Annotated in this window: 23 protein-coding genes; 5 read left to right on the plus strand and 18 right to left on the minus strand. The window is 41.8% G+C overall.

Annotated elements, in window-relative coordinates:
• Positions 1-181: 181 nt before the first annotated feature.
• From gndA to HUS26_RS06625, 4 genes are all read right to left on the minus strand, one after another.
• On the minus strand, positions 182-1,597 hold the full coding sequence (gene gndA / locus HUS26_RS06610; protein ID WP_173916403.1) for an NADP-dependent phosphogluconate dehydrogenase: 1,416 nt from the start codon (positions 1,595-1,597) through the stop codon (positions 182-184).
• Positions 1,598-1,641: 44 nt separating this feature from the next.
• A complete protein-coding gene (gene zwf / locus HUS26_RS06615) occupies positions 1,642-3,090 on the minus strand; it encodes a glucose-6-phosphate dehydrogenase (RefSeq protein ID WP_173916404.1) in 1,449 nt (482 codons plus the stop codon).
• Between the two features lie 235 nt (positions 3,091-3,325).
• Positions 3,326-3,607 carry an FAD-dependent oxidoreductase gene (locus tag HUS26_RS06620; protein ID WP_173918764.1) on the minus strand — a complete coding sequence of 94 codons (282 nt, stop codon included), beginning with the start codon at positions 3,605-3,607 and terminating at the stop codon, positions 3,326-3,328.
• Positions 3,604-3,876, minus strand: coding sequence for an NAD(P)-binding protein (locus HUS26_RS06625; protein ID WP_173916405.1), 273 nt, complete (start codon positions 3,874-3,876; stop codon positions 3,604-3,606). The genes HUS26_RS06620 and HUS26_RS06625 overlap by 4 nt, the downstream gene beginning before the upstream one ends.
• 130 nt (positions 3,877-4,006) lie before the next feature.
• Between HUS26_RS06625 and plsY the strand changes: the two genes are divergently transcribed.
• The 4 genes from plsY (at position 4,007) to HUS26_RS06645 (ending at position 6,277) form a co-directional block, all read left to right on the plus strand.
• Positions 4,007-4,588 (plus strand): glycerol-3-phosphate 1-O-acyltransferase PlsY, encoded by a 582-nt coding sequence (gene plsY / locus HUS26_RS06630; RefSeq protein WP_173916406.1) that lies wholly within the window; start codon positions 4,007-4,009, stop codon positions 4,586-4,588.
• 150 nt (positions 4,589-4,738) lie between these two features.
• The gene (gene folE2 / locus HUS26_RS06635; RefSeq protein WP_173916407.1) at positions 4,739-5,668 is read left to right on the plus strand and encodes a GTP cyclohydrolase FolE2; all 930 of its coding nucleotides are present in this window, start codon (positions 4,739-4,741) and stop codon (positions 5,666-5,668) included.
• Positions 5,669-5,684: 16 nt separating this feature from the next.
• Entirely contained in the window at positions 5,685-5,915 is a 231-nt protein-coding gene (gene yidD, locus HUS26_RS06640; protein ID WP_173916408.1) for a membrane protein insertion efficiency factor YidD, read from the plus strand.
• Positions 5,916-5,989: 74 nt separating this feature from the next.
• Positions 5,990-6,277 carry a HesB/YadR/YfhF family protein gene (locus HUS26_RS06645; RefSeq protein ID WP_173916409.1) on the plus strand — a complete coding sequence of 96 codons (288 nt, stop codon included), beginning with the start codon at positions 5,990-5,992 and terminating at the stop codon, positions 6,275-6,277.
• Positions 6,278-6,569: 292 nt separating this feature from the next.
• On the opposite strand, the gene HUS26_RS06650 is transcribed toward HUS26_RS06645, so the two are convergent.
• The 8 genes from HUS26_RS06650 to acnA all read right to left on the minus strand — a co-directional run bounded on the left by HUS26_RS06650 (position 6,570) and on the right by acnA (position 14,638).
• Positions 6,570-7,121 carry a hypothetical protein gene (locus HUS26_RS06650; protein WP_173916410.1) on the minus strand — a complete coding sequence of 184 codons (552 nt, stop codon included), beginning with the start codon at positions 7,119-7,121 and terminating at the stop codon, positions 6,570-6,572.
• Between the two features lie 254 nt (positions 7,122-7,375).
• The gene (locus HUS26_RS06655) at positions 7,376-7,687 is read right to left on the minus strand and encodes a hypothetical protein (RefSeq protein ID WP_173916411.1); all 312 of its coding nucleotides are present in this window, start codon (positions 7,685-7,687) and stop codon (positions 7,376-7,378) included.
• A 3-nt stretch (positions 7,688-7,690) separates the two neighbouring features.
• Positions 7,691-8,110: a thioesterase family protein gene (locus tag HUS26_RS06660; protein ID WP_173916412.1), complete on the minus strand. Its 420-nt coding sequence runs from the start codon at positions 8,108-8,110 to the stop codon at positions 7,691-7,693.
• Positions 8,110-10,371: an AAA family ATPase gene (locus tag HUS26_RS06665; RefSeq protein WP_173918765.1), complete on the minus strand. Its 2,262-nt coding sequence runs from the start codon at positions 10,369-10,371 to the stop codon at positions 8,110-8,112. The genes HUS26_RS06660 and HUS26_RS06665 overlap by 1 nt, the downstream gene beginning before the upstream one ends.
• Positions 10,372-10,597: 226 nt before the next feature.
• Positions 10,598-10,822, minus strand: a complete 225-nt coding sequence (tlp, locus tag HUS26_RS06670; protein WP_173916413.1) for a small acid-soluble spore protein Tlp — start codon at positions 10,820-10,822, stop codon at positions 10,598-10,600.
• Positions 10,823-10,928: 106 nt separating this feature from the next.
• Positions 10,929-11,072, minus strand: coding sequence for an FbpB family small basic protein (locus HUS26_RS06675; RefSeq protein WP_173916414.1), 144 nt, complete (start codon positions 11,070-11,072; stop codon positions 10,929-10,931).
• Between the two features lie 55 nt (positions 11,073-11,127).
• Complete coding sequence (locus HUS26_RS06680; RefSeq protein ID WP_173916415.1) at positions 11,128-11,721, minus strand: TlpA disulfide reductase family protein; 594 nt, start codon at positions 11,719-11,721, stop codon at positions 11,128-11,130.
• A 208-nt stretch (positions 11,722-11,929) separates the two neighbouring features.
• Positions 11,930-14,638: an aconitate hydratase AcnA gene (acnA, locus tag HUS26_RS06685; protein WP_173916416.1), complete on the minus strand. Its 2,709-nt coding sequence runs from the start codon at positions 14,636-14,638 to the stop codon at positions 11,930-11,932.
• A gap of 274 nt (positions 14,639-14,912) precedes the next feature.
• On the opposite strand from acnA, the gene HUS26_RS06690 reads away from it, so the two are divergent.
• A complete protein-coding gene (locus HUS26_RS06690) occupies positions 14,913-15,341 on the plus strand; it encodes a DUF2621 domain-containing protein (protein WP_173916417.1) in 429 nt (142 codons plus the stop codon).
• A gap of 440 nt (positions 15,342-15,781) precedes the next feature.
• Here HUS26_RS06690 and HUS26_RS06695 read toward each other — a convergent pair whose 3' ends face one another.
• From HUS26_RS06695 to tkt, 6 genes are all read right to left on the minus strand, one after another.
• The gene (locus tag HUS26_RS06695) at positions 15,782-16,246 is read right to left on the minus strand and encodes a CcdC family protein (protein WP_173916418.1); all 465 of its coding nucleotides are present in this window, start codon (positions 16,244-16,246) and stop codon (positions 15,782-15,784) included.
• Between the two features lie 27 nt (positions 16,247-16,273).
• Positions 16,274-16,714, minus strand: a complete 441-nt coding sequence (locus tag HUS26_RS06700) for a Na(+)/H(+) antiporter subunit B (RefSeq protein WP_173916419.1) — start codon at positions 16,712-16,714, stop codon at positions 16,274-16,276.
• A 68-nt stretch (positions 16,715-16,782) separates the two neighbouring features.
• Positions 16,783-17,487: a cytochrome c biogenesis CcdA family protein gene (locus HUS26_RS06705; protein ID WP_173916420.1), complete on the minus strand. Its 705-nt coding sequence runs from the start codon at positions 17,485-17,487 to the stop codon at positions 16,783-16,785.
• A gap of 153 nt (positions 17,488-17,640) precedes the next feature.
• Positions 17,641-17,865: a YneF family protein gene (locus HUS26_RS06710; RefSeq protein WP_371809560.1), complete on the minus strand. Its 225-nt coding sequence runs from the start codon at positions 17,863-17,865 to the stop codon at positions 17,641-17,643.
• Between the two features lie 72 nt (positions 17,866-17,937).
• On the minus strand, positions 17,938-18,345 hold the full coding sequence (gene sirA / locus HUS26_RS06715; protein ID WP_173916421.1) for a sporulation inhibitor of replication protein SirA: 408 nt from the start codon (positions 18,343-18,345) through the stop codon (positions 17,938-17,940).
• Between the two features lie 142 nt (positions 18,346-18,487).
• The gene (gene tkt / locus HUS26_RS06720; RefSeq protein WP_173916422.1) at positions 18,488-20,485 is read right to left on the minus strand and encodes a transketolase; all 1,998 of its coding nucleotides are present in this window, start codon (positions 20,483-20,485) and stop codon (positions 18,488-18,490) included.
• Positions 20,486-20,620 lie beyond the last annotated feature (135 nt).

The following is a 20,620-nucleotide window of genomic DNA, read 5'->3' on the forward strand; positions in this document are numbered from 1 at the left end:
AGAACCTTTTACATACTCTGGATGAAAGCCAGCTTTGCGATGACAGGTCAGAGAGTAAAATAGTTCCATCCTGAGATATAGCTTTTTCGACAGCCAGTCAGTTCTGGCGGAAGCCGTTCTCGCTCCTTATGAAGATAAGAAAAAAAGGATAACTTCTTTACGAAGTCATCCTTTAACTTAATTATTTTAACCATTCTGTATGGAAGATACCTTCTTTATCAATACGCTGATACGTGTGAGCACCAAAGTAGTCACGCTGAGCCTGCAGCAGATTAGCAGGAAGTGTCTCTGTACGGTAGCTGTCATAATAAGCAAGGGCGCTTGAGAAGCCAGGAACCGGAATTCCCTGTTCGATCGCTAAGGAAAGAACTTCTCTTAAATTGCTCTGATAGTTTTGAACAATGTCATTAAAGTATGGATCAAGCAGCAGGTTATCAAGATCTGCTTCACGATCATACGCTTCTTTAATTTTCTGCAGGAACTGTGCACGGATGATACAGCCGCCTCTAAAGATCATAGCGATATCTCCATAAGCCAGGTTCCAGTCATATTCATTGGAAGCTGCGCGCATTTGGGCAAAACCTTGTGCATAGGAACAGATTTTACTCATATACAGGGCTTTACGTACAGATTCAATCGCTTCTTCTTTGTTGCCGCTAAACGGCTTGGCATTTGGACCGCTAAGGATCTTGCTTGCTTTTACACGCTCTTCCTTCATAGCAGAAATAAAGCGGGAGAATACTGACTCTGTAATAATCGGCAGTGGAACCCCTAACTCAAGAGCGCTTTGGCTCGTCCACTTCCCTGTACCTTTTTGTCCTGCTGTATCTAAAATAACGTCTACGAGCGGCTTGCCTGTTTCTTCATCTACTTTTGTAAAAATGTCTGCCGTAATCTCGATTAAGTAGCTGTCAAGCTCTCCTTTGTTCCATTCCGCAAATACTTCGTGAAGTTCCTGTGCTGATAAACCTAACACATGTTTTAAAATAAAGTAAGCTTCAGAAATCAACTGCATGTCCCCGTATTCGATACCGTTGTGAACCATTTTTACATAGTGTCCTGCTCCATCCGGCCCGACATAGGTCGTACAAGGTACACCGTCAACACGTGCTGCAATCGCTTCAAGAATCGGCTGAACATGTTCAAACGCTTCTTTCTGACCGCCAGGCATAATAGAAGGTCCTGTAAGGGCTCCTTCTTCCCCACCGGATACTCCTGTTCCAATAAAGTGAATACCTGACTCTTGAAGCTCTTTATTTCTGCGGATTGTATCCTGATAGAATGTATTACCGCCATCGATTAAAATATCGCCTTTATCTAAGTGAGGCAGGAGGGACTCAATGGTAGCGTCAGTCGCTGGTCCTGCTTTAACCATTAATAAGATCTTACGAGGTTTTTCTAATGAAGCTACAAATTCTTCGATAGAGGAAGCACCTGTGAAGTTCTTGCCCGCCGCTTCGTTGGCTAAGAAATCGTCGGTTTTCTCTTGCGTACGATTATACACCGCTACGGAATACCCTCTGCTTTCAATATTTAATGCTAAATTTTTTCCCATGACTGCTAAGCCAATAACACCAATTTCCTGTGACAAAGTCATCATCTCCTTAATTAATTACTTCTGCTTTTATTTCTGTAAATGGCTTACCACCATTTAAAGCCATGTTCAGCGAGCAGTTTATCTGACGCCTTAGGTCCCATTGATCCCGATTCATATACATGAAGATCTGTAGCGTCTTCTTCAAACACTTCCAATATAGGCTGTACCCACTGCCAGGATAATTCTACTTCATCCCAGTGGGCAAAATAGGTCTGGTCTCCCTCAAATGCATCCTGAAGAAGAAGTTCATAAGCTTCAGGCAAGTTGCTTTGATCGCGGGAGAAATTAATATGAACAGGTTCAAGCTTATTATTGTTTAACGTGTTCTTGCTGTTCAGCTGCAAGGTAACGCCTTTATTTGGGCTGATTTCAATAATGAGCAGGTTTGGCTCTAGATGCTCACCCTCATACTGGTTGTGCGTCTCTCCTTTAAACTCCATAACAATGCGAGTGGATTTCTCCTTCATTCGCTTTCCTGTACGGATATAAAAAGGAACACCTCTCCAGAAATCACTGTCAATCCATAATCTCGCAGCGATAAACGTATCATTTCTTGAAGAGGGATCTACACCCTGTTCATCAAGATAGCCGTGTACGTGTTCATCATCAATAACGCCTGAACCATATTGTCCTCTTACAACATCACGCGTCACATCTTCTTTGGACAGCGGACGCAGTGCCTGCATGACTTTTTTCTTCTCTTCCCTGATATTATCAGGATTCATTTCATTCGGCAGATGCATGGCGGTCATCATCAGAAGCTGCAGCATATGGTTCTGCACCATATCCCGTATGGCTCCTACTTGATCATAGTAACCTGCCCGTTCTTCAACACCGACAACTTCGCTGGCTGTAATCTGCATATTGGCGATATATTTTTTATTCCAAAGTGCTTTAAGCACAGGGTTGGAATGTTCAAGAGCCTCAAGGTTCTGTACCATCGGCTTACCTAAGTAATGATCGATTCGGTAAATTTCTTTTTCATCAAAAACTTTACCGAGCTTCTCGTTGAGTTCCCTTGCTGTTTCCACATCATGGCCGAACGGCTTCTCAACAATCAGCCTCTTCCATCCTTTTGTATCGCCTAAACCGCTACGTTTCACATTTGTAATGATATCATCATACAAACGTGGAGCGACAGATAAGTAAAACAATCGATTTTCCGTTATGTTCAGTTCTTCTTCTCTCTGCTCGACAAATGATAATAGATCTTCATAGCCGGCAGGGTCTGTCACATCAAGGGAATGGTAACGGAAGCTTTGAATAAACTTTTTCATAGCCTCCTCGTCTACTGAGCTTCTAGAAAAGGTATAGACTGCATCCTCTATTCGACCTTGAAATTCTTCTTGAGATAACGTTCTTCTCCCTAAACCAATCACAGAGAACGATTCGGGCATCGCCTGTTCCATATATAAGTTGTATAGAGCAGGGTAGATTTTACGCTTGGCTAAATCCCCGGTTGAACCGAATAAAATAAAAGACATTGAATCCAATAGCTTTTCCTCCACTTTTTTAGTTAACTTTCCCTCATTCATATAAAAAACTTACTTTTGTTACAATAAATTATTGGGATCGATTACACAAGTAAATTTTTTACAAATCATAGTTACTTTCCTATTGAAATGGTTTTCTTTATTCGAGTAATCTACTAAAGTATATAAGGAATTTTCAAAAATTTAAAGTGAACTGTTTTTTCCATAAAATAAAAAAGCCGCAAAAACAGCAGCTTTAATCTTCCCAGTTATTAATTTTGAAGGCGGCACGGATCCCCGATTCTATCGCACCTTCCACCCAGCCATGGAAGCTGGAAGTGCGCTCACCGGCAAAATGTACAAGGCCTTGATGCTTGTAAATATACTCTCTGAGGTCGCTTTCCTGATTGGGAGCAAAGAGTGTAAAACACCCGGCCGAGAAAGGATTTTCAAACCAGCTGAAGGAAACTCCGCCAATAAATTCCTGGTAAACAATCTTTCCATATATTTTTGCCAGCTCATTTAACGCCTGTTCTATCTGCCTTTAATATAAGGCTGTCTCATTGTATATATTCTGCCGCCAATACGGCTATTTCCTTCGAGGATCGTCACATGATGACCAGCTTGCATGAGAAGGCTGGCAGCTGTTAATCCGGCCAGCCCGGCACCTATAATGGAAATATGCTTAGCACGTCCTCTCCTTGGAAGTCCGTTTCGAATAATGGAGATCATTTCCTCAGGATATGTAACTCCTTCATAAGTCACTTTCTCATTTCTAACACGTGCTCCCCCCTCCTCTTTTTCCATATTATGAAAAAAGAGACCTCTATGAAAAATTCTATTCGTCTGATACTGTTAATTCGCGTTAACTTTTTGTTCTTTATTACTAGATATAATGATAAACTAATAACAAAGGCTTAAGGAGTTGTACATCATCATGGAATATTTCCTATTTATTTTAATTGCTTACTTATTAGGAGCAATTCCCTCTGGTCTTATCGTAGGAAAATTAGGATATGGAATAGATATACGAGAACATGGCAGCGGGAATCTTGGAGGCACAAATACCTTTCGCGTACTGGGTTTGAAAGCAGGTTTGATCGTAACGACGGCTGATATACTAAAAGGCACGATCGCGACCGCACTGCCGATTTGGATAGGTGTAGACGTTATTCCTTTAGTGGTTGGTATATTCGCTGTCATCGGCCATATGTATCCAGTGTTTGCGGGATTTAAAGGCGGAAAAGCTGTAGCAACATCCGGAGGCGTTATATTAGGTGTCAACCCTGTCGTTTTTGCTATAATGATTGGAACCTTTTTTCTTTTATTATACTTAACTAAGTATGTGTCTTTATCATCTATGATCACAGGAATCGTCTCCATTATTGTTACCCTCTTTCTTCAGGAGTATGGATTAACGATTGTCATAGCTATACTTACCCTTTTTGTTATCTATCGCCATCGTACAAATATTAAGCGTATCCTAAATAAGACAGAACCTAAAATCACATGGATGTAAAGAAACCTGCGCAAAACCCTATTGCCGCAGGTTTCTTTATGAAGGTATAATTGGGTTTGCAGTCACACAATCTAAGAGCATCCCACTGTATATTTAATGCTGTATACGGTATACTTTGACGTAGAAATAGGTCTGAAAGGAGTCCTAGTTATGAATCAAACAGAAACAAATAACTCAAAAAAATTGCCTTCTAAAGAAGATCGTCATAAATTATTTGGTTCCGTAAAGCCCGGCCCGCGCACAAAGCCGGTCGACAAAGATAAAATGGTCGATTTACAGAATTCCAAGAAAGACTTTTTGTTTGATATAGATATGGTCGGTATTTCTAATGTTAAGCATCCGATTTCAATTCCAAGTCAGCTGTCACCGCAAATCCAAACGACGATCGGCACCTTTAAGTTTGGCTCTTCTATCTCCCAGGACAGTAAAGGAACAAATATGAGCCGATTTACCGAACAGTTGGATAAGTTTCATAACCAAGGGTTCGCGATAGATATTGAAACATTGAAAACCTTCACCTCAGAACTGGCCGGCCGCTTAAAAGAAGACAATGCAGAAGTGGAAGTTTCTTTCCCATGGTTTTTCGAAAGAAAAGGTCCTTATTCTGATTTAGCCGGTATGAACCATGCCGATGCAACGATTCGCGTCGAATACGCAGAAGCGACTGGCTATGATGTGACCGTAACTTTAACCGGTAAAATTACCACTCTATGCCCTTGCTCTAAAGAGATCAGTGAATACAGTGCGCATAACCAGCGCGGTAATGTGACGATGACTGTTAAGCTTACGGAAGACTTCAATGAACAGGAAATCGACTGGAAAGCAGCCCTGCTTGAAGCTGCTGAAAGTAATGCCAGTGCCCGAATTCATCCTGTATTAAAACGTCCGGATGAAAAAATGGTTACAGAACAGGCTTATGAGAATCCGCGTTTTGTAGAAGATATTGTAAGATTAGTCGCAGCAGACCTCTATGAATATGATTTTGTAGAATCCTTTACTGTAAACTGCAGAAATGAAGAGTCGATTCACCTTCATGATGCGGAAGCTTCTCTGTCTTATGACAAAAAGCAGGAAGCATAAGTTTAGCTGATCCCATATGAAGCAGATTTTTATTGCCCTGATTACCTTTTACAGAAAATGGATCAGCCCAATGACGCCTCCAAGCTGCCGTTTTCAGCCGACGTGCTCTGAATACGGCATTGAAGCTCTTAAGAGGTTTGGATTCTTTAAAGGAAGTTATTTAACTGTAAAAAGAATTTTAAAGTGCCACCCTTTTCATAAAGGTGGATTTGATCCGGTTCCAAATAAAGACGAGGACAAAAATTAATCTTAAGGAAACGTTTACTCCTTGTAAAAATAGGTAACACAACGGATACAGGAACCATACGAGGAGATGAGCTTATGAAACTACAAGTAACAGAAGAAGCAGCCAGCTGGTATGAAAAAGAACTCGAAATAAATGATGAATCCTATATTCGTTTTTATGTAAGATATGGCGGCAGCGGCGGCCTGCAGCCGGGGTTTTCTTTGGCCATCATGCAGGATCAGCCCCGTGAACCAATCGCAGAAGAAAAAGTAAACAATGTCCGCTACTTTATTGAAGCGAAAGATGAATGGTATTTTGACGATTATTCATTGAAAGTTTCTCTTCATGAAGGTTCACAAGAGCCGGAATTTATATACGAATAAAAAATGATTTTACATGCATCGTTTAAAGGCAGTCGAGACATTCTCGACTGCCTGATTTATTTGCATGTTAAGATAAGGATTTGTTAAACGACATTGTTGATTTTATTCAAAAAAACAAGGGGTTCTGAGAGACTCCTGCTTATAAAGCAGACGTCTGATGAGACCCACCAGAATGAAAATCGCTTAGACTTAAAAACCATCTTTGGATCCACCGGGTTCAATGATGGTTTTTTAAAACGTCAGAAGACTCTTCGTACAGTTTCGGAAATATTTAGATCAATCATATTCGGCTTTATTCATTCTCTTCTCTTTTAGAAAAGTGCTTGATAAGAGAAATTAAAATTTGTTCTTTGATATCTCGATATTCTGAATCCATTTTTATGCGGCTGCTGCGGAAAAGAAAAGCATCATGCAAATAAAAAATGCGCGGGTTTGCCTGCCACGAATGTTCAGTAATGAGTTCCCAAAGATAATCTTCAAATTCTATCGGGTGCTGCTCTTGGGTGATACAAGATTGCAGATCTTTCTTTTTGACTTCAATTGAACCTTCGAACAAATTCTTATGCACAAGTTCCCACCACATTTCAGCTCGCACAAATTCCCGGTAGTCTCCTCCTTTCACAATATTTGTTGTATTATTTTTCAACAATGCTGCTTCTGGAACACGCTGCTTAATAAACGCCCATAAATCTGATTCGTTTATTCTCCATCCTTCTTTCCTGGAAGCTGGAGGAATGCCTTTTAATGTACCATTTCGCAGCCAGCGCCGCAGGCTTTCTTTTTGACTGGTAATCTTATAATATTTCAATTTTTTTAGTGCTTGATCGACATTATATTGTATCATTTTATCTCCTTAACAAAACAATTGTTGTAATAAAAATATACATCAATTGTTTTTATATATCAAAACATAATACAACCTGACATCTTCTGTCGGAATAAAAAAATAAAATATAATATTAAATGTCTATTTCACTCTAAAAATAAGGATTAAGAGAGTTAACATAGTTCACGAAAAAAAGACATTGGGTAGATAAAACCCAATGCCTTAACGAATAAAGGAAAAAGTCATTCTATGCTGTCTTTAAAAGATGAGGCTTATTTTTGTTTACTTAATGAAAAACGGGAAATCTGCTCCCACTGTTCTTCTTTTTTGAGAATTTCATACTGACGATCGCCAAATAAATCAAAGTGAGGATGCTCTGGGTCATAGTGGATCCATTCGGCCTTTAGGCCATGCTGAATCCCCCAGTTGATTAACCGGCCAATATCCGCACATCCCACTTTCGTAACAGTATCGCAGCCAGGGAAGCGCTCATCAATCCAGTAATGCGTGAGAAAAGCTACTTCCCCAGCCTTTACTGACCTTTTCCATTCTACTAATTCATCTCTTTTAATTCCAAAAGCCATATTTTATGACTCCATAGCTTTCAGGTAAGCTTCGTGCCACTCAGGGAAGCTCCGCCGGATGGATACAGGGCGGAAACTGTCCTTTTTCACAATAACATGCTTCGTTTCGCCTTCGACGGCTAATCGTCCATCTCCGTGGACCACTTCATAACCGTACGTTATGCGAAGGCCGTCATAGTCCTTCACCCAAGTTTTCACCGCTACATCATCTCCGTAGCGGACTGGCTGCTTGTAGCTGGCTTGAGCGTCTACAACTGGTGAAACGACACCTTGCTTTTCTATTTGATGATAATGGAATCCTAAGTCTTCGATTAAAGCCGTACGCCCCATCTCAAACCAGATGAGATAATTTGCGTGGTAGACAACCCCCATCATATCGGTTTCCTGATAACGTACTTTGACTGGCAGCTCATTGATCAACATCAGCGTTCCCCCCGTATATTTTCCCAAGCCTTCTGTATATCACGACTGGTAATTTGGTTTACTTTTGAGCTTTCTTCTTCTAATAGTCTCATCGACTGATATTGAATGGCTTCGAGGATCAGATTATTAACAAACCTTCCATTCCCCCTTGTATGGTACTGATTAAACCGCTCGATCAGTGCCCAGTGAGCCTCTTCAACAAGTAAATAATCATAGCGTTCCGCTTCAAATATCGCCATTTCCAACAGTTCATCCGGTGTATAATCTGGAAAATGCATATATTTTTTAAAACGGGAAGACAGCCCTGGATTGCTTTCAATCAGCTGTCTCATTTCCTGCTGATAGCCTGCTAATATAACGACAAGGTTTTCGTTATGCTTCGTCATTTCATCGACGAGTGTTTCAATCGCTTCTTTCCCAAAATCATCTCGTCCGCTTGAACGCAGGGAATAAGCTTCATCGATAAACAGTACACCGCCGAGGGCTTCTCTTATTTTCTTTCTCGTTTTAATCGCAGTCTGTCCTACGTATCCGGCGACTAGGTCACTTCTTGACGCGACCACGACATGACCTCGCTTAAGCAGGCCGCATTCTTTTAAGATACGTGCATAGATATCAGCCACGGTAGTCTTTCCCGTTCCCGGATTTCCCGAGAATACGGAATGAAGCTGAATCGGCACGACAGGAAGACCCTTTTCTTTTCGCTGCTGCTGGGCTTGTACGAAAGAAGAAAGCTTTTTCACCTCTTCTTTGACATCCTGCAGCCCAATTAAACTGTTAAGCTGCTGGATGGGAGCTGTTTCATTGCGCTTTTCCTCTGACTCAAATTCCAAATCGCGCTGTTCGATCCGCATATGATCGAGCCAGTGCTTTTCGTTCTCCCAAGTTTCATCTGCTCCTTTTTTAAAGATCGTTTTAAGCACAAGGTTTCGAACGGTCCTCGCATTCCCGAATGTATCATCTACCCGCTCTTTTTCAATGAGGACTTCAAGCTGCCTTAACGCTTCGTCTGTGAAGAAAAAGTCATTTTCAATTGCTACGCTTTGGGCAATCTCAAGAAGCTCATCCATCTGATAATCCGGAAGCTGAATCATATTTTGTTCAGGAAAACGGCTTCTAAGTCCTGGATTGGCCCAGAGAAACTGCCGCATTTCTTCAGGATAGCCTGCTAAAATGATTGCAAATTTCCCTCCGTATTCCTTGCTCGTCATCGCGGAGACGAGTGTATCAATTACCGCCTGCCCGTAATCATTTCCTGTCTGCCCATCTCTTCTTAAACTATAAGCTTCATCTATAAAGAGCACACCGCCGACGGCTTGTTTAATATAGCTCATCGTATTTTCTTCACTTTGACCGACGTAGGACCCGACTAAATGAGAACGGTTCACTTCTACTACTTCTTTTGTTTCAAGAATGCCAAGTTCATAATAAATATTGGCAAGCAGCCGGGCAATCGTCGTTTTCCCTGTTCCAGGGTTTCCTGTTATAATCATGTGCAGCCCGGGTTCATCTACCATCGAAAAACCGTAACTCTTTCGTTGCTGCTGGTATTTTAAGAAATGGTAATACCGCTGAATATAAGCCTTTACATCATACAGGCCGACCATATCCTGAAAAGACTGAAGCGGGTCATGGCCGCCCTGCTCCTTTAGAAGCGCAGGCAGCTTGTCATACAGCTCCTGCTGATCGCTCGTAAGCTGTCTGGTTTGTTCATTAACTTCCTTTACGGGAACGTTCACACGGCGGTGCTCAATCGAACTTTGGGCGTCCTCCAATAACTCTTTTAACTGGCTGAAATGATCATATACCTCTTGATAGAGCTTTAGTCGCCGGCTTACGGCATCCACGGTGCCCGCCAATTCTTCGTTCCATTGCTGCTGGACTCTATCCACTTCTTCATACAAGGCCTGAACCTTCTTCAGTTTCGCTGAGTTATGGTCGGTTTCATGGAGAATCCAGTGCTCAAGAGAGATTGACTTTAAAATCGTATATCCACGCAGAAGCTGGAGAGATTCATATAATTCCTGTACGAGTGGATGGCTGGGATGAAGGCTTCTTGCTTCCTCGATGATCTGATCTGCGATCGCGTCCCGTTTAGGGTGCCGCTTGATCCGGTGAAAAGCGAGTATAACGTAAATGATAGCTTTTTCTTTTGAATTATTAAATTCTGCTGTATTTAATAAGCGTAATGCTTCGATTTCTGATAGTGGAGGCCGTTCATCTAAACTCTTCCACTGTTCTAATCTAGATGTATCCAAAATATCCCGTCCCTTCTTTCATCGTACTATTTTATCATAAACCGTACGGGATGTAGATGAAGTTGTTTGGTCAGACTTCGCTAACTTTTCACTATTAATTAGAGAGGGGGAATCTTCTTTATATTAACCACCTGAACTATGAAGCTGCCTCGCTTTAAGACTTGCCCGCTCATCTTTCTATGAAAATACACTTAAAAAAGCCGTTCCCTGGTAGAGGAACGGCTTTTGTTTAGTCCTGCTGGTTTCTGGCTTCGTCTTTGATTTCCTGGCGCATCGCTTCAATTGATTCTTCTCTTTTTCTATTCTTTCGTTCAATGTCGGCACGGTCTTTTTCATTGGCGAATTCAAGATTTTCGTGTGTCGCTTCAATGTTTTCGATCGTGTTTTGAACGGCTTCCTGTAAACGCTCGACGTTATCCCCGCGATTATCTGGATTAGGCTTTCTTTGATCCATTACAATCCCTCCTAAATATCTGCATACAAGATTAGGATGTGATGGTATCCCTTTCTCTATTCATAAGTCACCTTTTAACAATAACTCCATAAAAAAATCCCTTCGCTCAGGAAGGAATTTTTTTAATCCGCTCATGATGTCTTTGATCGATACGTTCATCAATCTGCTCCATAAGTTTTTGATCCTGCATAATCTGCTCAATATTTTGCTGCACTCGTTCCTGGAAGCTGACTTTATGGTTATTACGCATAGGAAACTCCTCCTTTTATGAATAAAGGATTTCCAATTGTGTGAATAATTATACTTTATTTCAAAGCCTCTTTCATTTCAACCATAAAATCATATGTCATCGGTCCCACTTTATGCGGCTGCTGGATCCTGCCGTCCGTACCGATAAAGTACGTGGTCGGAATGGAGATTACGTGGTAAGCATCATTTGCTTCAAGCTGATAATCCATCCAGACATCAAAGGTATATTTGTTATTAGTGACATATTTATATACATCTTCAGGCTCATTTTCACTGCCTGTTACATTAACAGCGATTATTTCAACCTCATCGCCGTATTCTTTGTGAAACTTCTCCATTTCCGGCATTTCTTCTTTACAAGGCGGACACCATGTGGCCCAGAAGTTTAAAATTACTTTTTTTCCTCTAAGATCAGAGAGCTTCGCCGTCTCACCTTCCATGGTCTCTAGCTCCACATCCGGTGCTCGATCTCCTATAGTCAGTCCTTCTTCAGCATTTGGAGGAGTAATAGCGGTGCCCTCCTGATCAGGGTTGCCGGAGACGTTATATTCCGGCAGTTTATCCGATGTTTCTTCTTTGGGTTTTACTTCCCACACAATAAGCCCGATAAGTACAAGCAGCACTAAAGCTGCCGATATTTGTTTGATCAATTATGTTCATCCTTTACTGGCTGTTTTATCTACTTCGGGACAGCCCATACCTATACCTATACAAATAAATTAAAAGATATGATAAGCTTTCCCCTTCTCTTTAGAGTAGCCGGCTCTTTTTATGATGTAAAGGTTAATTAATGAAAGTTCGTACAAATGTAAGAAACCTGCTGTCCTTAGAAAGAACAGCAGGTCTCAAAAAGCTTTATTAATTTGTCAGCTTATTACGAAGTACCATGCGAAGGATACCGCCGTGACGATAGTAATCAACTTCAACTTCACTATCAAAACGAGCGATAACTTCAAATTCCTTCTTCGTTCCATCTTCAGCTGTAGCCGTTACTTTTACCAAATCATGAGGCTTCACAGACTCATCAATTTGAACGTCAAGAGCTTCGCGGCCAGTTAAACCAAGAGATTCGATTGTATCTCCTTCTTTAAACTGAAGCGGAAGAACACCCATCATGACAAGGTTTGAACGGTGGATACGCTCGAAACTTTGGGCGATAACTGTTTTAATCCCAAGAAGGTCAGTACCTTTTGCTGCCCAGTCACGGGAGCTTCCCATTCCGTAATCATCACCGGCAATGACAGCAAGCGGAGTGTTATCCTCTTTATACTTCATAGCAGCTGTATAAATAGGCATCACTTCTTCTGTCGGCCAGTAAGTTGTATATCCGCCTTCAGTACCCTGGGCTAACTGGTTACGAATACGGATATTGGCGAAAGTACCTCTCATCATAACTTCGTGGTTACCACGGCGGGAACCGTAAGAGTTAAAGTTACGCGGAGATACGTTATTAGCTTGCAGGTATTCACCAGCAGGCATATCTTTAGGAATCGCACCAGCTGGGGAAATGTGGTCTGTTGTTATAGAATCCCCGAACTTACCAATCACGCGCATTCCGTTAAGCGGCTTAACGGTTTCCGGATCCGGCGATAACCCTTCGAAGAATGGAGGGTTTTGAATATATGTGGAATCTTCGTTCCAGTCATATAAAGGTTCGTCTGTTGTATCGATTTCATTCCACTTCTCATTGGAATTAAATACGTTTTCATACTCTTTACGGAAGATTTCCGGCGTGACCACGCGAGCCACTTCTTGCTTAATCTCTTCCTGTGTCGGCCAGATGTCCTCAAAGTAAACAGGTTTTCCATCTGTGTTTGTCCCGACAGGATCTTTCTTAAGATCAATATCAACCGTCCCTGCAAGTGCGTAAGCAACAACAAGCGGCGGAGAAGCTAAGTAGTTGGCCTTCACAAGCGGGTGAATACGGCCTTCAAAGTTACGGTTACCAGAAAGTACAGATGATGCTGTTAAGTCGCTGTCAGCAATTGCTTTCTCGATTTCCGGAAGCAGCGGACCGGAGTTCCCGATACAAGTTGTACAGCCATAACCTACAAGGTTAAATCCAAGCTTATCTAAATAAGTATTAAGGCCGGAATCCTCAAGGTAGCGTGTTACAACCTTAGAACCTGGAGCTAAAGAAGTCTTCACGTAATCAGGCACATCAAGACCTAATTCTACCGCTTTTTTAGCGACAAGACCTGCACCTAACATTACGTGTGGGTTAGAAGTGTTCGTACAAGAAGTAATGGCGGCGATAGCAAGCGCACCAGTCTTCATCACGGACTTTTTGCCGTTAGCGAATTCAACTTCTACTTCTTTATCGAATTCTTTCTTATCAAGGCCAAAGCCGTGGTTTCCAGCTGGTCCAGTGATCGCCTTTTCAAAGGATTCCTTCATTTTAGATAGAGGAATTAAATCCTGCGGACGCTTAGGTCCAGATAGGTTCGGTTCAAGATCATCAAGTTCAATTTCAACAAGCTTAGTGAACTCAGGATCTTCAAGGGATGGATCATACCAAAGATTGTTCTCTTTACAGTATTTCTCAACAAGCTGAATGTGATCTTCACTGCGTCCTGTCAGGCGCAGGTACTCAAGGGATTCTCCATCGACTGGGAAGAAACCGCAAGTTGCCCCGTATTCAGGAGCCATGTTAGAAATCGTCGCACGATCAGCAAGCGGCATTTCCTGAAGTCCAGGTCCGAAGAATTCAACAAACTTCCCTACAACATTTTGTTCTCTCAGCTTTTGAGTAACTTTTAAAGCTAAGTCAGTAGCTGTTGTGCCCTGCGGGAAGCTTCCGTTTAATTTAACACCAATTACTTCAGGTGCCGGGAAATAGGAAGGCTGGCCTAACATGCCTGCTTCTGCTTCAATTCCTCCAACACCCCAGCCTAATATACCAAGGCCGTTGATCATCGTCGTATGTGAGTCAGTACCTACAAGGGTGTCAGGATAAGTATCATAATTTCCTTCGTCATTCTCAACAGAGTGAACGACGTTTGCAATGTATTCAAGGTTTACCTGGTGCACAATACCTGTAGCTGGCGGAACCGCACGGTAGTTATCAAATGCTTTCTGTGCCCAGTGAAGGAACTCGTAGCGCTCCTGGTTACGTTCAAATTCAAGCTCCATGTTAATATTCAGTGAATCCGGTGTTCCGTACTTATCAACCTGAACAGAGTGGTCGATAACAAGATCAACCGGTACTTCAGGATTGATTTTTTCCGGACTTCCCCCAAGATCTACCATTGCCTTTCTTAGTGAAGCAAGGTCTACAACCGCTGGAACCCCAGTGAAATCCTGCAAAATTACACGAGAAGGTTTAAATGGAACATCTTCTCTTTTAGAATTACCAGTTCCCCAGTTTGCTAGACTCTCTACATGTTCGTCTTTGATAACTCGTCCATCATGCTGACGAATCAGAGATTCAAGCAAGATTCGGATAGAGAAAGGCAGGCGGGAAATCTTACCATGTCCTGCATCTTCTAAGGCTTTTAAATCGTAATAGTTGTACGTCTGGCCATTTAGGTCAAACTGTTTGCGTGCATTAAATGCATTGCTAGCCATATTTCCTTTTACCCCCTCATCAAAATTAAAATGGCGATGCCTCTTAACGGCTTCCCCATTCCCCAATGGTTCATTTGCTTTCTTTCAACAAGTCCACAAATTATGCACCCTTTATTGTATATGAAAACGATTCATTAGTAAAATATTTAAGCAATATTTTTTGTATTTCGACAGTTTAACTGTTGAAATTTGCCGAGTGTCAGATCGTTCTTGTCATTCATATCGGAACCTCTTATAATGAAAACAGAGAACGCACAAGGAAAAGAGTGATTATATGTCAGGCGGCTTTGCGCTATTTATCATTGGATGGATAGTAATCATGATCACCTTAATGGCCATCGGCGGCTTCTTTATGTTCCGTAAATTTCTTAAAAGGATGCCGAAAGAAGATGGACGGTCTGCTATTGATTGGGAAGAATATTATATTGAGAAAACCTTGCACATGTGGAAGCCTGAGCAAAAGGAATTACTAGAAGAGCTTGTTTCACCTGTTCCAGAGCTGTTTCGTGATGTGGCTAAACAAAAAATTGCAGGGCGGATTGGACAGGTAGCCTTAGAACAAAAAAGCTCAAAAATAACCGAAGAGATTATTATAGAAGGCTATATTTTAGCTACGCCTAAACGAGATCATAAATTTCTTATTAAGAAGCTCGAAGAAAAGCAAATTGATATAACGCCCTATCAGCCATTATTTGACCGATAATAATCTATTAAACACTCACCAGCTTGTAGAGAATCCTCAGGTTTTTCTACAAGTTTTTTTATACTTTTTCATACCACTCGCTTTTAAGCGGCCACACTCGAAGTAATGTCGTTCGATTCTGGCACACAACGTGCCGAACTTAATCGAACTTCCTCCTGTTTATCAAAGCCTCCTTGCGAAAAAACCACGCTGCGAGATCTCGGATCATTAGGGAACTCTGCAGTATTCGCTACTGCAGAGTTCCCTAAAAAAAGTCCACCCCTCAAAGCATACACTGCCTAGTTAGGGGGACTTCTTTTTCCTGTTACGGGTAAGGTACACCTTTTCACAAGAGATCTATAGCGTTCTTTTCATGTAAAAAATTACATCAAGGTAGGGTTCCAATGGAATAGGACAGTAATAAAAAAGAGCTGTGTCTTCAAAAGACACAGCTCTTTTTGTTATGAGAGAGACTTTTCCAGCCGCAAATACTGCCGCAGCATCGCAAGTCTCCACGTTAAGATCATACCAAGTGCGAGCAGGAAAAACATCCCGCTTGTTTCACCAAAAGAAATAGAGCTTCCAATAATGATTTTTAGAATAATCCGCAGTATGAGCAGCCCAAACAATATAAATACGAAAGCGCGTGATGGTTTTAAGTATATGTTCCCTTCTCTGACTTCAAACTTTGAAGAACGAATCAGAAAAAAAGAGAAAATCGCTCCTATCGTTACCGCTTCGAGTACCTGGCTCCATTCTACACGGAACACTGGAAAGACAAACATCAGAGCCCCGGTGCTCATAAATAAAGGCGGCAATATAATTTTCTTTACACTGGCCGGCCGCTTTGCTGCTCTCATTCGAACAAAAATCATCGCTGTGGCCATGAAAGCCGCAGCAACCGAGCTTGCAATAATCCAAAACATAAGGTTCACTCTTTCATACTTTTACATTCAGTCCGCTTGGGCACTGGTGTCGCTTGAAGCGGTTAAAATGATTGTCATTGTAATTCCGATACAAGTTAAATATACGCCCAAGTCAAAAATCATCGCTGTGGCAAGCTCCGTTCTACCTAAAATAGGCAGTTGGAAATAGCCAAAGCTGTGAGATAAAAAAGGCGCATTAAAAAGGAAAGCTCCAATCCCTGATCCTGCGGCAATAATTAATCCAGCAAAAACCATTTGCATGTAGTCAATAGGAATGATCTTTTTCATTACATTCTCTCCGTACGCCATATACATAAGGATTAATGCAGCCGCTCCTGTAAGACCTCCGATAAACCCTCCACCCGGCTTGTTATGGCCGGCAAAAAATAAGTAGATAGAGAATCCCATTAAAATAAACGCGATTAGGGCAGTCATTGTTCGTAAAATTAAGTCATTTGATTCTTTCATAAAAAAAAGCTCCTTTTTTCCTAATCAATAGTTTCATCATAATATAAATTCAAGAGAAAATCCACGACTTAAAACCCTTGAAAATTAAAGAGACCGGCTAAATACGACGTAAGCTTCGTCATCCAGTCAAAATACAGGGCAATTCCAAGCGCAATCATGATATAACCGCCGGATTTCACTATAGCAGCACTGTGGCGTTTGATCCAGCCAAGCTTCCCAATAAAGAAAGAAAGAATTAAAAACGGCAGAGAGAACCCTAAAGAGTAGGCGACCATCATCACTAGAAATAGCTGCGGCTGCTCAGCACCTAAAACAATAACAGCTGAAAGAATGGGTCCTGTACAAGGTGTCCATCCAAGGGAGAAGGCTAAACCGATGAGAAATGAGCCGAAATAGCCAGATGGACGGTTTTTAAAGGCAATCTTTCGGTCCTTCATTAAAAAGTTGAAGTTAAACACTCCGATGATGACAAAACCGAAAAAGATAATCAATACGGCTCCAAGACGGCGGATAATATCATCATACTGCACGAGAAACTGTGCAAAGAAAGAACCTGAGAACCCCATAATTAAGAAAATCGTTGAAAACCCTATTAAAAACAGGATGGTATGTAACAGGCTCCGCCTTTTCAGCATCCCATTATCCTCTTTTAATTCACTGACACTCATCCCGGTAATATAGGAAAGAAAAGCCGGGTACAGCGGCAGGACGCATGGGGAAATAAAAGAAAGAAACCCTGCCCCAAAGGCTAAAAATACGTTAACGTCTGTCATATTATTATGTCCCCTATCATTAGTTTCGACCCTATTGTATCAAACACCGCCGTAAAAAACGATCAATGAACTGTGAACATCTGGCGACTATTATAATTTCCATATAAAAAGCCTTTACTGCTTTTAATGACAGTAAAGGCTTGCCTATGATTGCTATTTCATTTGGTTGTTCATCGCACGCATCATTTGATTGATCTTCTTCTGTGACGGCTTTTGTCCCATTTGCATCATCAAAGTACGCAGCATTTGCTCATTAATAGGCGGGTTCTTTTTCAAATAATTCATCATGTACCTTCTAGCGATGAAAAAGCCTAAGGCTACTCCACCTACAAGCGCTAATAGAGCAATGATGATGACCCATACGATACCCAAAGTCATATCAACGTCTTCCTCCTTCGTGTTGTCTCCCATAACAGTATAGTAAAAGACCTTGATGAATACAACAGGCTTTTACGATAACAGACGCTGACGTATAAAAGGGGAAATCCATCCGTAATGCTCGCCGCTTTCTTCTACGATAAAAAACGATTGATCACACATTCTTAACGGTTGAAATAAAACCCGTTCCGCTTGCCAGAGGCTGTCACACTGAAATAGACAACAGCATTTCTTATCTTCTAGTATATCATAATTCCTTAAACAATCGAATAATTGACTATTTAAATTTGAATGGCTGCTATGGATTTTTTTCAGCCAGTCTAAAAACGAGAAATGGTTCGTGATGTAGTCTAGTTGCTGTTTGTAAATATGAGAATGAGGAAAGTCGCTGCATTCCTCAAAAAATCTCTTCAATATATCTACCTTATAATAGTAGTGTTCGGTTACTTCTCTTTTTATAGCATAGACTGCAAATTGCATATAACCAATCCTCCTTGCAAGTATTATAGCGAGCAAGGAAGGATAAGTTTGTCACTTTTTGTCACTGAATTTAGAGTACTTTTGTCATATTTTCAATTATGTAAAAGATGCTGCTGCCCTTAGGCAGCAGCTATTCTCTCTATTATCCCATTAAGCTTTCAGCATGCTTAACGACATTCTCTACGTTGAAACCGTATTTCTCAATGACTTCGTCTCCAGGAGCAGAAGCACCAAATGTATCAATGCCGATTACAGCTCCATCAAGTCCTACATAACGTTCCCAGCCAAAGGACGCTCCCATTTCAATAGCAAGACGCCGTCTTACGTCTGATGGAAGTACACTTTCTTTATAATCTGAATCCTGTGCTTCGAATCGATCGAAGGAAGGAACACTTACGACACGGACGTCATAGCCTTTTGTTTTAAGCTCTTCCTGTGCGCGTACGGCAAGCTGTACTTCAGAACCTGATGCAAGAAGGATACCATCAGGCGTGCTCTTATCAGAATCACTTAGAATATAAGCGCCTCGCTTCACACCTTCATAGCTTGTACCTTCTAAAGTAGGAAGACCTTGGCGAGTTAAGACAAGTGCAGTCGGTGTTGTGTTGGACTCAAGAGCCAGTCTCCACGCAGCGCTTGTTTCGTTTCCGTCAGCCGGGCGCATAACCGAAAGATTCGGCATTGCTCTTAGAGAAGCCAGCTGTTCTACAGGCTCGTGTGTAGGACCATCTTCACCAACAGCAACAGAATCGTGTGTTAATACATAATTAACCGGCAGATTCATCAGCGCTGATAAACGAAGAGCCGGACGAAGATAGTCGCTGAATACGAAGAACGTACCGCCATAAACTTTTAAACCGCCGTGAAGCGCCATACCGTTTAGTGCAGCAGCCATTGCAAATTCACGAACCCCAAACCAGATGTTTCGGCCAGCATAATTCTTGCGGGAGAAGTCGTCTTCATCTTTTACAGCCGTTTTGTTGGATCCGGCAAGGTCTGCACTTCCGCCGAAGAAATAAGGAATCTTCTGTGATAGTGCATTAATCGCTTCACCTGAAGATGCTCGAGTTGCCAGTTTGTCTTCACCGACTGTGTATGCAGGAAGTTCTTTATCCCATCCTTCAGGAAGACGTCCGTCCATCGCTGCTTCAAGCTCACCGGCAAGCTCTGGGTAGGATTCTTTATATTGTTTAAACAGGTCGTTCCACTCCTGCTCCTTCTTCTCGCCATTAGCCTGAACTTTATCTTTAAAGTCCTGATATACTTCTTCAGGCACATGGAAAGGCTCGTCGTGGCCCCACTTATAGTATTCCTTCGCTGCAGTTGCCTCTTCTTCCCCTAGCGGAGCACCGTGAGAAGCTGATTTACCAGATTTATTCGGTGAACCATAACCGATGATCGTCTTCACTTCGATCATTGTCGGCTGGTCTGTATTCATTTTTGCCTGTTCAATCGCTTTAGCAATACTGTCTGTATCTGTTCCGTCTTCTACACGGATTACCTGCCAGCCATAAGCTTCATAACGCTTTTCAACGCTTTCGCTGAAGGAACGGTCAAGATCCCCGTCTAAAGAGATATCATTGGAGTCATAAAGAACAACGAGTTTTCCTAAGCCTAAGTGTCCGGCTAATGAAGCAGATTCCTGAGAAACACCTTCCATTAAGTCACCATCACCGCAGATTGCAAAAGTATAATGATCGACAACATTGTAATCATCACGATTGTATTTAGCCCCAAGGTGAGCTTCGGCCATAGCCATACCTGCAGCCATAGCAAGACCCTGACCTAAAGGTCCTGTCGTCGCTTCCACCCCATCCGTGTGACCGAATTCAGGGTGTCCAGGTGTTTTAGAATCCCACCGACGGAAATTCTTAAGATCTTCAATAGTTACCTTATATCCTGATAAGTGAAGCAGGCTGTATAGAAGCATAGAGCCGTGCCCCGCTGAAAGTACAAATCGGTCACGGTTAAACCAATTAGAGTTTTTCGGATTATGATTCATGAACTGTGTCCACAAAGTATAAGCCATAGGTGCGGCACCCATCGGCATCCCCGGGTGTCCAGAGTTTGCTTTTTCTACCGCATCAATGGTAAGAGTTCTAATCGTATTAATCGAAGTTTGTGCAAGGCTGTTTGCCATTTGTTTAGTTCCCCTTTCTGGTTTCGTATGTAACAAGTATTATCCTATAATGAAAAACCGCTTGTGACAAGCAATGTTACCGAAAACTCGCGAATTTATGCATTTTTCTAACAAAAATTCTCAAATCCACCAGGA

The sequence above is a fragment of the Halobacillus sp. Marseille-Q1614 genome (assembly GCF_902809865.1).
GTDB lineage: Bacteria > Bacillota > Bacilli > Bacillales > Halobacillaceae > Halobacillus_A.